This window comes from Endozoicomonas montiporae CL-33, assembly GCF_001583435.1.
GTDB classification, from domain to species: domain Bacteria; phylum Pseudomonadota; class Gammaproteobacteria; order Pseudomonadales; family Endozoicomonadaceae; genus Endozoicomonas_A; species Endozoicomonas_A montiporae.
In genome coordinates this window covers 1,765,431-1,780,076 of the sequence record NZ_CP013251.1, presented here as the reverse complement: position 1 = coordinate 1,780,076, position 14,646 = coordinate 1,765,431, and the positions used below count along the sequence as shown (strand labels likewise).

Below are 14,646 nucleotides of genomic sequence, written 5' to 3'. Positions count from 1 at the left end.
AAATAAATTGAGAGAATGCGTGATCAGAATTGAAATATCAGTTAGCAGCAGGGTGTCCCGGAACTGGAAGACAATCGTTTAATATCTTCCTGATATTCCTGCTTCAGACAGTTGGACTGGCCAAGGTTGGAAATGACCTTTGTCATCCAGCCTGACAGCTCTTTTGATACTGAATAATAGACCCACTGGCCTTCTCTGCGAGTGGACAGAACACCCATTGTTCTCATCTGGGCGAGATGTCTTGAAACTTTTGGCTGTGATTCATCCAGTGCTTCGACCAGTTGCTGAACGCACAGGGGCTCACTGCGACTCAGCAGTAACAGGCAGCGAAGCCGGGTTTCATCTGCCATCATTTTGAAAAATTCGTGGGGTAACATTACTATCTTGTTGATATACGAATATATGTATAATCATATATACTAAGTTAAACAAGTCAATAAAAATATTTTCAGTGGTCTGAATAGTTTTGGTATCTCACAGTGCACTCGATTTGATGATGTATCGATCAAATCGAGCGTCGTTCGGCGAATGGTAGACTTTTAATCGTGTATCTCAGAACTTATAGGTCATACCCACACTCACCATTAATGAGTCTTCATCATAAAAATCGATGTTTGAGTTTTTCCTGCTGTATCCCGAGAGAGAAACCAGTTCCCAGTTGTTCCAGCCAAAAGGCTCGGCATAAGAATAAGCCAGAAAGGCCCCCCACTCATGGTCTTTTTGTTTCTTGGCAAACACAGGGCTGGTTTTGTCGTGCTGACTCACTTGGTAACTCAGGTTAAAAGCCATGGAGGATTGTTGCCACCGGGTGAACAATCCCAGCTCAAGAGCGTTGGCCTGATAAGACATGGCATCGCCATCGGCACTGAGCCGGGTATGGTTCAGGCCTGTGCGCACAAACAGTGTCCGACTGACAGGGAATCGGTAGGCACCTTCAACGAGATATACATTACCTTCCCTGTTGAGTTGTTTTTGAGTGCTTGTATCAAAGTCAGACTGACCACTGCGTTCCTTATCCAGCTTCTGTTTGCCTCCGGCCACCTCCAGGGAAAAGCCGGAATTCATGATATTCGTAAACTGAAAACGCAATGCCTGAATATAGGTATCGGTTTCTTTTCTCTTCTGACCAGTAACAAAAGGGTCTTGCCAGGTTTTATTCGGTATAACACCGGGAATGATACTGGCGGAAATAACACCATTTTCCTGCAAGGACTGGCGATAGCCGATTTCGGTATGAAAACGACCCAGTGCAACATCGGCTCTGTCGGAACCAACATAGAACTGACTATCTCCTTCATTCAGTGTGTACTGGAGAGAAAATAGCGGCATAAACAGTGCCTTGCTTTTTCTTTTTGAAGCACTGTCCAAAGCATCGGTTTGTTTGTAGTCGGCATTGAATTGTGATTTCGATTGAGAATAGCCGGTTAGCAAAGAGACCTCTCCACTAAAGCCCGGTTGCCAGTTGCCCGATTGGGCTGCCATAAGAGCCGGGGATGAAAAAGCGCTTACCAAAACTACAAACAGGCGAGTATTCATGACTTTCTCTTCTTTTTATTTGTTGCCATGTTAAGTATATCATTTTTTCTTGCGCAAAATAAGGGCAGCGTGAGTGCCGCCCTTCAGCGATTCAAGAAAAGTCAGGTTGAAAAACTAATGCTAACCAGAAAAACATTAAGGAGCCGGGTTCGGGTATTGCAGGTGAATCTCTTCAATTGCTTCCAGAACATCGTTTGACAAAGTCAGCTCAGAAGAACGTAAGTTGCTATTGAGCTGCTCAAGGTTCGTAGCACCAATAATGGCACTGCTAACGAAAAAGCGTGAAGTCACAAAAGCTAGTGCCATCTGTGCCGGATCAAGGCCTGACTCTTTTGCCAGATTGACATAGGCTTCTGTGGCGAGTAATGACTGAGGCGACGATGTATAGCGTTGATATTGCTCAAACAGTGCCAGACGACTGTTTGCAGGTTTTTGGTCGTTCAGATATTTTCCGCTTAAGGTTCCAAAGGCCAGTGGAGAATAAGCTAACAGCCCAAGTTGTTCTCTGTGGCTGATTTCTGCAAGACCTACTTCGAAACTGCGATTTAACAGGCTGTAAGGGTTCTGAATACTGACTGGTCGAGTCTGCTGTTTTTCTCTGCTGGTAGAGAGGTGCTTCATCGCTCCCCAGGGCGTTTCGTTAGACAAACCGTAGTGACGGATTTTGCCAGCCTGCACCAGATCATTCAGTGCCTCAAGAGTGATTTCGACAGGTGTGCCATCCAATCCGGGCTGCAGGCTGTAGCCCAGACGACCAAAGAAATTCGTGTTGCGGTCTGGCCAGTGCAGCTGAAACAGGTCAATACAGTCAACTCCCAGTCGTTTAAGACTGCCCTCTACAGCATGATGAATATGCTGAGGCGTCATAAGGCGGCCGCCGTTCATATAGTCAAAGCCAGGACCACAGACTTTGGTGGCAATGACCAGATCATCATGATGTCCCCTTTTTTTCAGCCAGTTGCCCAGGATGGTTTCAGTGGCTGTGTAGGTTTCCTCTCTGGCAGGCACGGGGTACATTTCAGCGGTATCAATAAAGTTGATGCCGTAATCGATGGCACATTCCAGTTGTTGGAAGGCGTCCTGTTCTGTATTTTGTTCACCCCAGGCCATGGTCCCGAGGCAAAGGGAACTGACGTTGATATCGGTCTGGCCCAGCTGACGAAATTCCATGATACAACCCCGCTAATGTTATTAGGTGTTCAATATAACCCATGGGGTTGCCGGCATCATAGATATTGATCAACTAGTTAAAAATAGACAAGCCGAGGAATCCTTGCAGTATCAGTGCATTCAATGTGTCAGTGAAGACTGAGCCTAGCCCGAATATTTCATAAAAGGAGGCAAGTTCCGCCCAATCACTTGATATAATTGGGTCGACCAAAAGAAAGCTTCGGAAGAAGCAAACCGGAACTTGCCATGCCCAAATCTACACAAGAACAGCTTCGTTTTCATCCCTCAAATGGAAAAACCATCCGGGCAGACTTCAATGGTGGGGAGTTATCTTCTGACTTTGGCACTCTGCTGCTACGGGAAACCATTCTGCAGAGCGGTCTTATCTGCAAAATGACTGATGCCATCAATGACAGACGCCATCAATCCTATATCGACCACTCCCTGAAAGAACTTCTGGTTCAGCGGGTTCTGCAAATGGCCTGCGGCTATGAAGATGCCAACGACAGTAACCGTTTGCGTAAAGACCCTATGTTCAAACTGGCCACTGGTCGCAATCCGTTGGACAGCGATAACCATCTCGCATCAGCGCCCACTTTTACCCGGCTGGGACAATCTATGACCCGCTCCGACATTTACAGGATGGCTGAAGCATTTGTGCATCACTTTATCAGCAGTTACAAGCTGCCACCTCCGGTGATCGTTATCGATCTTGATCATACACCGGCCATTACTCATGGTGGCCAGCAGATGAACCTGTTTAATGCCAAATATCAGGACTACTGCTACTTGCCCCTGATGATTTTTGAGGGACTCAGCGGCAAGCTGATTACGGCGATTCTTCGTCCGGGGAAAACCCCAACGGGCAAGGAAAATGCAGCCATTCTCGAACGGGTCATTCGGCTGCTTCGGAAAAAGTGGCCGAAAACCCATCTACTGGTTCGGGGAGACAGCCACTTCGCTCAACCAGAGTTAATGTGGGTGGTTCAGAATGCCCCTCATTCGGATTATGTCCTGGGCAAAGGTGCAGGCCACAAAACGGCTTTGCGGCCAAAAGCCAAAGAGTTGTTGGATGAAGCGCGTCAAGCTCTGAAGGTCAAGACTGAGCTGGCAAGACTGAACAACATGCCAGAACCTGATCGGCTCAGACTTTACGGGGAAGCAGAATACCAGGCCAAGAGCTGGAAAGGTCTCGATACCCGGATAATTTACAAGGCGGAGGTCAACCAAAAAGGCGACAACCCTCGTTTCATTGTGACGTCGATGAAGGAAGCTTCTCCAGAGGTAATTTATGAAGAGCTTTACTGTCCAAGAGGACAGGATGAGAACTTCATCAAACATCTGAAAAGTGATCTGTCCGGCGACAGATTGTCCGATCAGGGCTTTTTGGCTAACCATTTGAGAATGTTTTATGCCTGTGCCGCTTATGTTTTGCACTATGAGTTAAGAACCAAGACTTTGAAAGGTACGGAGCTGGAAAAAGCGCAGCCATCAACGGTGATCATGAAGCTCTGTAAAGTTGCAGTCAAAGTGGTTGAATATAAAGACCGAATTAAACTTCATCTGCCGCGTAGCTGCCCATTCAAGAGGCTTTTGCAGCATGTGACAGAAGTCTTTTACCAGATGCCGATACTTCGACCGGGGTAGCAACTTTCATAATACTCAATCAAGGTACATAGCAACCAGATGAAAGAGCTTTGGGGCTTTCCGTTATCCTGAAATAGCAGGATTCGTTGATTAGCGTCTAATCTGTAAGCAAGTATGGGCTGCAATGTCTTTCACATGGTTAACAGAGCAACAGGCTTGCGGAAAAGTCCAAAATTAAGAGGATGGGATGGTAGTTGCTGCTTGTTTATGAAATATCCGGGCTAGCAGCGGAACCACCAGAAAGGCTTTTGGGGAAGGGCCGTAACGTTCTGTTAATGCCTGAACGTTGGCAAGACCCACCGGTGTGGCTCCGAGGCCGAGGCCAATAAAACCGGAGGTGATCAGACTGGCGTCGTAGTCTTTGCCTGCGGCCCGATACATGATCCAGTACGCAAACAGGCAAATCACCACGGACTGCACCATAACGATGATAAACGCAGGGGTGGCCATTTGCGCGAGCTGGATAAGGTTAAGGGACATCAGGCTCATGGTGATAAACAGTTCAAGACAGATATCTCCAAACAGGTTGATGAACTGTTCATTAAATTTGAGTCCGCCCGCTTCTGAAAGGTTGATCATGACAATCGCAATCATCAGTACGGGCAGGTAGTCCGGCATAATCAGACCAACCTCCCGAAAGTAGCTATTGATCCACTTTCCGGCAATGACACAGGCACTGATCAGCATAATGACCTTGAGTACCTGTTGCATACACAGGGTGATTCTGCGGGTTTCAATGGTTTCCATTTCAGTGTGAACGCCAAGATCCGCATCGGCAGGGCTGAGGTTGTGTTTTTTAATCAGGGCGTGGGTAACAGGGCCGCCCAGCAGTCCGCCCATAATCAGCCCCATGGTAGCAGCCATCAAACCAAACTCTGTGGCGTTCTGAAAGCCCTGGCTTTCCAGAAAGGTGCCCCAGCTGATCGCGGTGCCGTGCCCGCCCGCCATTGAAATGGAGCCTGCCAGAAGTCCGTGTATGGGGTCATCGTTAATCGCCAGAGCCGTTACGATGCCTACAGTGTTTTGCAACACCAGAAACACTGCCATAACACAGAACAGGGTGGGCAGGGTTTTGCCACCGCTGATTAACATACGAACGCGAGCGTTTAATCCAACCGTACAGAAAAAAATCAGCAGAAAGGCATCCCGGAGTTCAAACTCCCACTGAATTTTCAGCCCGAAAAAATATTCACTGAATGACAAAAGGGCGCTGCAGATCAGTCCACCGGTAACCGGCGCAGGGATATGATAGTGATCAAGGAAGTACACTTTGGAAGTGATCCACCTGCCCAGCTTATAGGCGAGAATCGACGCAAGCAGCAAAGCAAAACCGGACAGTTGTATCATTTATCATACCTGTTATAAAAAAACGCCACCGACAATATAGCAGTCAGTTATTTATCGAATGGATTTTATTCAGTGACGAACGTTTACACTGGTATTGCCTTCTGCTGAGAGCTGTTTGCTCTGTGTCTTAAGCTCCAGCGGCAGTTGGCAGAGAACTGGCTGCTCAGATATTCAGCCTGCTCGGGCAATATTCGGTGACTGTTTACCATGGCAAGGTATTCGGCAGCGTTAGGGCGATAAGGCAGGGCCAGAAGCGACATATTCAGCTCTTCGAGCAGGTAGTGACTTTTGTACTGGTTACAGCGTTTGCAGGCGGCGACAACGTTCATCCAGTCGTCTTTGCCACCGCGGGATGTCGGGACAATGTGGTCGCGGGTCAGCATCGTCCGGCGGAAATGTTTGCCACAGTAAAGGCATTGATAGTTATCGCGTTCAAACAGGGAGGCGTTGGTAAGTGCAGGGTTGTTGCGGAACGGAAATAGGCGACGACCGCCGCAGGCTACAATGCTGGGTACTTCAATCACGGTGGTGGCGTTTTGCCAGCGGTTGCGTCCCCCTCTGACCTTGTAAATGATATCACCCAGACTCCAGAGCACCAGCTCCCTTGAGTAAAGGCACACAGTCTGTTGCCAGGTCAGCCACTGAACCGGCTGACCGGCTGCGTTCAGACGCAGAATATACACTTGCAGGACCCCCGCTTATCAATCCCTGATAAAGGTCAACCTCATTATGTTCACCGAATAACGGGGCTATCGGCAAGTATTTATTTCAATACAGCGCTCTTTGGCAGCTGCAGGCAGTGTTTTGCCTGCTGCAGCTGTGTCTCAATACTTATACGGTGATGTGCCATTGCTTTCTGAGTGCTGAATGACTGAAGTTGCTGGACACCGTTAACCGAGCATTCGTTTAGCAGGTGTTTGATCATCTGGTCCAATGTATTAGAAGGTACTTCGGGCTCATTGCTTCGCAGTGCAGCAAACACGCTTTGCCTCAGAGCCGGAACCAGTGAGTACTGGGTGGCGGGAAGCAGCACACGGCTGATTGCTAAAGCTTCTTGCGCGTTCAGTTGATCCAGACGATTAAGCCACTGGTTTTTGATCAGCGAATCCGGGCGAATGGCATCAGCCATTGCGTACATTATGGTGGCCGTGGCTGAGGGGTCTTTGTGGTACTCCCGGCGAGCCAGTTCCCAGCTGCCTTTTGCGGCCTTGCTGGTGAAAGCGTTCAGTCGTATAAGGATTGTCCAGCGTCTGTACGGCGTTATTGTCAGGCCGTCTATTTCCCAGTGACCTTGCAGCAGTCGCTTTAACTGCATGGCGCTGTCGTCGGAGTGAGCCATATGAATAAAGAAATCAAACCAGAGATTCTGTTGTGGACTGTCGGGTTCAGCAATATTCAACTGTTGCCACGCCAGTTCTTCCAGAGCCTGTAGCCAGTGTGTACTGGCAGCCTGCATCGATGGGTTAGCCGACCTCAGCCGGAACAGTTGATCAGCCAGCTGTGTCAGTTCAGAGAGTTGGCTTTTCAATCGATGGCTGTTGTCTTCCTGCGGCAGTCTGGTCGTGGCGTATTTTATCGTGGCCTGAAGATTGGCAGGTTGCTGATAGATCGGATAATCCATCAGGGTTTGCATTAAAACATCATTAAACGACAGTTTTAGGACGGTTGTTAATGATTCGTCGTTCAGCCTGACCTGTGCATAACCTTTGTCATCGACATTGGGGTAAACAAAGTCCGGGCAGGGCTGTTGACCGGGTATGTCAACCTGCGTCGTTTTGCTGTCCAGAACAACCGGCAGAGTCCGGTAGCGTTGGAGTGATGTCTGTTTATTCCGGAATAGCCCTATATTTACGGATTGTGAGCGTTTACGGGCTTCGGCCTGTTGAATGGTCAGGCTGTTCAGTATGCCCTTTTTGCATTGATAAGAGGCTGTAAGGGTGGGCACGCCAGTGGTGTCCAGCCACTGTTTTTGCCAGTTTTTCAAGGACTGGCCTGACGTCGTCTGGATCAGGTTAAAAAAGGTCTGTGCTCCGGTGCTTCTGTCAGCGTATTGTTGCATTAATTGCTGTAATGCCAGACGAAAGGCGTCGTCTCCCAGCTGGTGATGCAACTGTTGAAGAATGGCTGCAGCTTTGCTGGTGCGAATATCAAGGTTCCGGGTTGCCTGAATATTCAAGCTGACGTCATGCCGCAATGGCTGTGCTGCAGGCAGCTGATCATATAGATAGGCAGGCTGTTTGACCCGGGTATTAAACATTGACCAGCTATTCACGCTGTTTTTGCCATCGGGGTGAGCCATAGCCTGATAAGAGAGATATCTTGCGAGTCCGTTCCAGAGCCATTGGTCAGACCACCATTCAGGGCTAACGCTGCCTCCAATCCAGCTGTGTGCCAGATGTTCAAGCAGGTGTTGAATGGTTTCGGGCAGGTCTGCTGAATGCTGTGGCAACAAGTTTTGCTCATTCAGAACCACATTGGCGGAGATCAGGTCTGTGTTCACACCATTAACGGGCAGTGCAATCATGTCGTACTTGAAGTACGGGTAAGCTTGCTCAAAGTATTGCTGATAATAGTTCAGGGCGTGATCAATGCTGGTAAAGAGTGTTTGAGGTGCCTGTTCGTGACCGAATGACTGACGAACAAGCAGACGAACCGGTATCTGATCCTGTTCATGCCGCCAAGTTTTGAAAGGTCCGGCAAACAGTGAGAAGGCATGAGGGCTGATGGCCCGGGTTTCCGGAAAATACCACCAGCGTTCAGGCCCGCCACCAATGGCCTGTCGCTTCCGGGACTGGGTAACCACCTGCCACTGGGCGGGGGCTTTAACGGTTAGTTTGTAGCTGGCCTTGATATCGGGTTGGTCAAACACCGGCAGTATCTGGCTGGTAGCGTATAAGCCCGGTTGGGTATAAAGGTAGCGAAGCTTATCTTCAGGGTCTGTGTAAGTGGCCAGTCCGCTGTTGTTCTCGCTGAATGGATGACTGAATTCAATCTCGACGGTGTTTTCACCGGTGGCTAAAAGATTGCGCGGCAGGGTGAGAAACTGGTTGTTATAGTCTGGGGTCTGAGAGGTGCCGTTAACCAGCAACCGGTGAATTTGCCCCTGTTGGAAATCGATAGCCAAGGGCTTGTTGACGGAGTGCATATCCAGATGTATTGCCACTCGTCCGGTGTATTCGGGCGCATCGCTGTTAGTAAGGTCAAAGTACACATCGTAGCTGACCTGACGAATCATCGCTTTGCGTTGTTGTGCCTGAGTCTGGCTCAGGAATGGTTCCGAAGGGCTGATCTGAACCTTGCGGGCAGGCTGCTCAGGGCCGCTGGAAGACTGACAGCCTGCCATCCCGACCAGTAATGCAGCACTGATGGCGACTGTGCAGAGCAGAGTTAGGCAGTACCTGAGCATTCATCCTCTCCTGTGTTTCTCGTTATCTCTGGCTGAAGCAGCCCGTGTAGGTTTTCTTTTTAAGAGAAAAATAAAAGAGATAAAGATAGACCAGCTGATACTGGTCTGAGTGTTTATTTACTTCCTGACTTTAATTGAACAGCGTCTGAGCGGCCTGCATTGAGGCTGAATAGCGGCTGTGTTTTTCCGGATTTATTGGCTTAATGCTGGTAAATCAAGTAAATTAGGTCGGTTCTGATCAACGAAAACACCTTAGGTTGACTCCTGAAGTGCCTTTGTGTCTCTGTTGATAACCGTTTTTTAATTGATGTGGATGGTGGTTATTCATGCTTTATACTGATGGCAACCGACTGATGAACCAGGCTGACAAGTTCAACCGTGGTTTCGAGCGTAAGAAAACCGCCAAACTGGGTACCGAGAAGAACCCGGCCAGTGTTGTGGTTCAGACTGAAGAGCGATTCAGAGAGATTCAGACCATTTTCAGTGAAAATGGCTGGATTGTGGATATTGAGCTGAACGAAGAGAAGGAAGAAAACCTGGTTGATCTGGAAGTTTTGCAGAACACTCCAAAAACCACTGTTGTGGACAAAACACCGGGCCGCAACGACCCTTGCATCTGTGGTAGTGGTAAAAAGTACAAGAAGTGTTGTGCGTAATTGCGTAATGATGAGTGGGGGATAAGCTTTATCCCCCTCCTTTCTGTTTCTGGTCTGTTCCTGCCCTGCTTCCGGTCAGGAAAAATTCACAGTCTTTGCCTTTAACCACGGATAGCGGCAGTCACCAAAATCCACCACCTCTTTTGATACGTCTGAAATGCTTTTTAAAATGGCTGCCATATTGCCAGATACCATTGTTTCAGTCAGTGGGAACTGTATCTCGCCATCTTTAATGTAGTAGCTGTTTTTGGCAATCCCGGAAAAGTCTCCCTTGTCTGCCGGGGCGCCTGCGGACAAACGGCCAAGCAGAACGCCCTCTTCGGTACTGGCAATCATCTCTGCCAAGGGCTGATCGCCCGGCTCCAGAACCATGCAGCCTCCTTCGTTAACTGCTCTTTTCTGACCGGTTTTTCTGGCTCCGTAATCGGTCAACAGAAAGCTTTCCAGAACGCCGTTGTTAAGCAGGGTCATATTGGCCGCTTTAAAGCCATCGCTGGTGAAAGGGTAACCATTGGGCATGTTGGCATCCAGTGGCAGGCTTTTCAGGGTCAGGCAATGACTGGTGACAGGCTTGTGCAGTTGGTCTTTATACAGTGAGGTGTTGGCAATCATCGGGCCATCCGTCACCGAGCCAATAAGAAAGCCGATAAAATCATCCATGGCGTCCGGGGTAATAATCAGATCACCGGTAAACTTTGCTGGTAAAGGTCTGGCTCTGAGTTCGGCTTCAGCGCTTCGGAGCAGTTGTTCAATGGAGCCAAACTGATGGAATGGCTGGTCGAGGTTGAACGTCATGAAGCCGGTATAGTTCAGAGAGGTAATGCCATGGTCGTCTTTCGCATTAAACATCGCGGAGCCATTATAATTACCACGGGTTTCAGTGAAATCTATACCATTGCTGTTCACCATTCTGGAGTGAGTGCGGGTGTAATCCAGCGAACACTCGGTCATAACAATATCCGGGTGGTGGCGTTTCAGATAGGTCAGAAACGAACTAAGGCTGTCGTACATTGCATCAAGGTCTGCCTGCTGTGGCCCGGCAGTAAAAACACCGGCCGGTTGTGCCGGAGCAATGTCATAGGCATCGTCTGCCTCAGAGCCTCTGGCCATGTGCAGAAGTTCTGTAATTGCTGAATCAATGCGACTGTGGCTCAGGTCGTTAATCGACAGTGATGCTTTCTTTCGGTCAATGATCCCGCTGAGGTAGAGCTCTCTGTCACTGCCGCTGCGCAGTAGCGTAATGACGCCGTTTTCAACATTAAGTTCTTGTTTGTAGTCGCTGGAGAGTGAGCACAGGCTTTTTTCAAAGCCAACCTGTTGCAGCTTTTTCTGTGCGTAATCCAGATAATGAGAATAAGAGTCTTGGTTCATTTTCTATTGAAGCCTTAAAAGATAGTTCAGACGATGTATATTGACCAAACCATTCCATTCACAGTCTGCACTATACTTTATCCGCTTAAAAATAGAATTAACTTTTCAGGGCACGCCAATGAAGCTGTATCCGTTAATGATGCATTGCTTTTTACAAAATATTGCCTGCATTTAAATCTTTCATCGGATTGATTGGTAGCAAGGCTCCTTTCTATAAGCCACATGGCTCATTAATAATGACTGACCTTGAGGAAGACAGGTGTGGAAGCTGTGAAAACAGTATTTTTCTTTGCTTTATTGTTTATGCCAATGCTCACTTTTGGTGAGCAAGCATTTAAAATCATGGTCGGATCGCAAGAAAGCCCGCCTGTCAGTCACCTGATCGTCTCAACAGACCCTGACACAGAATTGGATGCTCGGGACTATCAGATAACAACGGGCTCTTTTTTGGGGTTGCAATTTAGCAGTAATCACTTCACAGGCAGTGCTATGCATCTAAATGACTATTCTGAACCGGCAGACCCGAACTGGCTTTTCTTCATGCCGAGCTTACCGGTTATCACTATGAGCGGGTATCCACTTTACCCTGTGTTTCATTGTCTTTCATTCAGGCAGGATGGCGGGGGCGGTAGAGTCTACGATATCGAATATCATAACCAGAGAGTTATGAATCAGATAATAACCGGCACAATAGAGTTTAATAGTCACAACCAGTTTGTCCGGATGAACATCTGGCCAACGAACATTACCCTTGGGGTTGATATTCAACCTGTCAGTCGTCCCGGAGAGAGTTCCAGAGCGATCGATGTGCAACTACCTCAGGACTCTGGAACGATTACTTACAGGACTACAAGTTATATACCGCCCACCCTTACTGAAAGCACCTTCAAAGAATCGACAACGTTATCAGGAATAGTTGTCAAAGAATTTTTCCAAAGAGCATTTTCCAAAGTGTTTCCCGGTTCCAAACAATAGCCTTTATTTTAGAAGTTTCAGCTTCCAGATAGGGTCATTCCCCACCAATATGCACTTTGCACTTTATGGCTGGGCCGCCACAGGCGACAGGAATGACTTGTTTTTTGCCACAGTAGCCGGAGCATTCCCAATGCAGGTCATTGGACACCATGGTGACTGTGTTTAATACGTCAAAAGCCATGCCGGAAATGGTGGTGTCTTCAATGGCGCGCCCCAGTTTTCCATTTTTTATTTCGTAACCAAGGGTAACACCAAACATAAACTCGGCAGTGGCATCGGCTTCACCATTGTTGCTTTTAATCAGGTAGTAACCGTCGTCAATGGAGGCAATCATATCTTCCAGCTTGTCATTGCCGGGCAGAATAGCGGTGTTGCGCATACGAATCAGCGGTTCGTCAAAGTATTTAAAGGCCCGGGCGTTGCCTGAGAGCGGTTGCCCGAGCTGAGCTGCACTGTAGCGATTGTGCATGAACTCGGTCAGTTTGCCCTGATCTATCAATACTGCATCTTCCGGTTCGCTGCCTTCATCATCAATAAAAACAGGAACGGGCAGGGTTTCATCCCGGTAGGAGTGAGCAAAGTCCATCATGCTGATCAGCGGGCTGGCGACCTGCTTGCCCTGCAGCTCTGCCGCAACGGAACCTGCCATCACCAGATCTGCTTCTGTTGGATGGCCGATGGCCTCGTGAGCCAGTAAACCGGACAGTTCTGAAGCCAGAATAACGTCTTTATAACCTGCTTTGGCTGGAATCGCTTCTTTTTTATCCAACAGTTGCTGATATAGATTGTCAATGTCGTCAAACAGGCTGGAGGGTTCCGTGAAAACATCCTGATATTCTCCCCGTTCACTGATACTGTGCATCAGCTCCACTGGCTCTAGCTGATCGTTGTTAATGGTCAGATAGATATACAGGACGGTTCTGGGGACGCAGGTGAAGCCTTCCGAGCCGGTACTGGTTTGAATTCGTTTGCTGATGGTTTCCAGGTGCAATCGAAGGATCCGGCTTTCAAGGTTCGGGCAGTGGTCCAGAATGTATTGATCCAGTGTTTTCAGAAAAGTCAGTCGTTGCTCCAGTGATGTTGCAGGTAAACGGCTGGAGAGGTCTTTCTTCACAGAGAACGTAGATTCAGACAAGCTGCTGGATGATTGCCCCTGATGACGCGCGAGAAAGGCAGCATTGTTACTTGCTTCCTGCAGAACCGCTTTAATGGCCTCGCTGGTTATTTCCGGCAGTGAAGCGAAGCCCCACTGTCCCTGATCACAAACTCTGGCTGAAGCACCGCTGACGGTTTCGACCGAGTTGCTGGTGACATCACCGTTAGTCAGTTGCAGCGTTTGCTTCCAGTTTTCCTGAAGACGCAGCTCAGTGTAGAGCGAACGGTCGGAGAAGTTTGGAATGGGGTGGTCTTTAACGGTCATTATTTGATAATCCTGAGTTTATGATGCCTCTGAAAATGCCCACTCATGGAAAAGATATAGCATGTCAGGCTTTGAGAATATGATTTGATTATAAAGTCGATGTGCGATCATGGAACAGCTATTATTTCTGTTATTTAAGTCGTTGATGATGCTGAGGAGACTTTATGACAAAACTGACTATAGTTGCCAATGTCATAGCCTGTGACAGTAAGGTTGAAGAGGTTAAAGGGGAGTTACAGAAATTGGTCGATATTACTCGTACTGAGGATGGTTGCATCAGTTACGACTTGCATCAGGATAATAATAATTCAGCTCATTTTTTGGTTTTTGAAAACTGGAAAAATCACGAATCACTCCAGAGTCATCTGGATAGCGCTCACTTTAAAGGCTTCATGGAGGTAACAGAAGGAGCTGTAGCACAGTTTTCTGTGAATGAGATGACACATATCAGTTGATCAAGATGTAAAGTCAGAGCAGCTCAAAGAGTAGATACTTGCACCTTTTAATGCTTATGATTTTGACATGGACACCACTTTAAAGTGGTGCCTGTAAATAGCTGGTCAATTAAATTAACTCATGTTACGCACCCCTTCATCAACTGAAGTTTCTGGAACGATGATTTCAATGCAGTAAGATAAAGCTTTGCCCGCAACTCAAAATGGTTTAAATCAAGCTTATTAGCCAGCACCTCGAGACGAAATGCCGAATATATCGACATAAACAGATGATTACTCTGCGTCAAAACTGTATAAGTCGGTGACTTGGCCATTGACGCATTAGATTTGAGTGTTTTATGGAAGACTTCAACTTTCCACCGTTTTTTGTAGATCGCCTTCAAAGCCTCTGCGTCACACTCAAGATCACTGCATATCAGATAGAGAATGCCCTTGCTGCCATCTTTGTTTGTAAAGACCTGCCGGAACAGCAGAACGGGGAAGTCCACGCCTGCAATCCAGCCTTTGATGGGCTTTTCTTCTGAGAAGTCAATGGAATCTATACGCTGTGAACGCCCCTGACTTATATCTTCCTCACTCAGCGAAACCTTCCGGTTTGACTTGCTGGCCATGACAAAATGCTTATCGAATTTGTGTCGTATATAGTGCCTGTCCGGAAACCCT

Annotated in this window: 12 protein-coding genes and 1 pseudogene; 4 read left to right on the top strand and 9 right to left on the bottom strand. The window is 47.9% G+C overall.

Annotated features, from left to right (window positions below):
- Positions 1–41: 41 nt before the first annotated feature.
- From EZMO1_RS08015 to EZMO1_RS08005, 3 genes are all read right to left on the bottom strand, one after another.
- Positions 42–353 (bottom strand): metalloregulator ArsR/SmtB family transcription factor, encoded by a 312-nt coding sequence (locus EZMO1_RS08015; protein WP_236631982.1) that lies wholly within the window; start codon positions 351–353, stop codon positions 42–44.
- A gap of 199 nt (positions 354–552) precedes the next feature.
- The gene (locus tag EZMO1_RS08010; RefSeq protein WP_034874247.1) at positions 553–1,536 is read right to left on the bottom strand and encodes a DUF2860 domain-containing protein; all 984 of its coding nucleotides are present in this window, start codon (positions 1,534–1,536) and stop codon (positions 553–555) included.
- 135 nt (positions 1,537–1,671) lie between these two features.
- Positions 1,672–2,706, bottom strand: coding sequence for an aldo/keto reductase (locus EZMO1_RS08005; RefSeq protein WP_034874249.1), 1,035 nt, complete (start codon positions 2,704–2,706; stop codon positions 1,672–1,674).
- A 246-nt stretch (positions 2,707–2,952) separates the two neighbouring features.
- Between EZMO1_RS08005 and EZMO1_RS08000 the strand changes: the two genes are divergently transcribed.
- Entirely contained in the window at positions 2,953–4,353 is a 1,401-nt protein-coding gene (locus tag EZMO1_RS08000; protein ID WP_034873155.1) for an IS1380 family transposase, read from the top strand.
- Between the two features lie 174 nt (positions 4,354–4,527).
- On the opposite strand, the gene gltS is transcribed toward EZMO1_RS08000, so the two are convergent.
- The 3 genes from gltS to EZMO1_RS07985 form a co-directional block, all read right to left on the bottom strand.
- Positions 4,528–5,700: a sodium/glutamate symporter gene (gene gltS, locus EZMO1_RS07995; RefSeq protein WP_051789660.1), complete on the bottom strand. Its 1,173-nt coding sequence runs from the start codon at positions 5,698–5,700 to the stop codon at positions 4,528–4,530.
- Positions 5,701–5,783: 83 nt separating this feature from the next.
- Positions 5,784–6,383, bottom strand: coding sequence for an HNH endonuclease (locus EZMO1_RS07990; RefSeq protein WP_236631983.1), 600 nt, complete (start codon positions 6,381–6,383; stop codon positions 5,784–5,786).
- A gap of 80 nt (positions 6,384–6,463) precedes the next feature.
- The gene (locus EZMO1_RS07985; RefSeq protein WP_034874254.1) at positions 6,464–9,106 is read right to left on the bottom strand and encodes a M1 family aminopeptidase; all 2,643 of its coding nucleotides are present in this window, start codon (positions 9,104–9,106) and stop codon (positions 6,464–6,466) included.
- Between the two features lie 326 nt (positions 9,107–9,432).
- Here EZMO1_RS07985 and EZMO1_RS07980 point away from each other — a divergent pair, with 326 nt between their 5' ends.
- On the top strand, positions 9,433–9,762 hold the full coding sequence (locus tag EZMO1_RS07980; protein ID WP_034874256.1) for a PBPRA1643 family SWIM/SEC-C metal-binding motif protein: 330 nt from the start codon (positions 9,433–9,435) through the stop codon (positions 9,760–9,762).
- A 75-nt stretch (positions 9,763–9,837) separates the two neighbouring features.
- On the opposite strand, the gene EZMO1_RS07975 is transcribed toward EZMO1_RS07980, so the two are convergent.
- Positions 9,838–11,133: a TldD/PmbA family protein gene (locus EZMO1_RS07975; RefSeq protein WP_034874258.1), complete on the bottom strand. Its 1,296-nt coding sequence runs from the start codon at positions 11,131–11,133 to the stop codon at positions 9,838–9,840.
- Positions 11,134–11,394: 261 nt separating this feature from the next.
- Here EZMO1_RS07975 and EZMO1_RS07970 point away from each other — a divergent pair, with 261 nt between their 5' ends.
- The gene (locus EZMO1_RS07970; protein WP_034874259.1) at positions 11,395–12,108 is read left to right on the top strand and encodes a hypothetical protein; all 714 of its coding nucleotides are present in this window, start codon (positions 11,395–11,397) and stop codon (positions 12,106–12,108) included.
- Positions 12,109–12,142: 34 nt separating this feature from the next.
- Here the strand turns inward: EZMO1_RS07970 and EZMO1_RS07965 are convergent, their stop codons facing one another.
- Complete coding sequence (locus EZMO1_RS07965; protein WP_051789662.1) at positions 12,143–13,528, bottom strand: TldD/PmbA family protein; 1,386 nt, start codon at positions 13,526–13,528, stop codon at positions 12,143–12,145.
- Positions 13,529–13,692: 164 nt separating this feature from the next.
- Between EZMO1_RS07965 and EZMO1_RS07960 the strand changes: the two genes are divergently transcribed.
- Positions 13,693–13,983 carry a putative quinol monooxygenase gene (locus EZMO1_RS07960; protein ID WP_034874261.1) on the top strand — a complete coding sequence of 97 codons (291 nt, stop codon included), beginning with the start codon at positions 13,693–13,695 and terminating at the stop codon, positions 13,981–13,983.
- Positions 13,984–14,102: 119 nt separating this feature from the next.
- Here EZMO1_RS07960 and EZMO1_RS07955 read toward each other — a convergent pair.
- Positions 14,103–14,627, bottom strand: a pseudogene (locus EZMO1_RS07955) (transposase); the annotation flags it as partial.
- Positions 14,628–14,646: the final 19 nt, after the last annotated feature.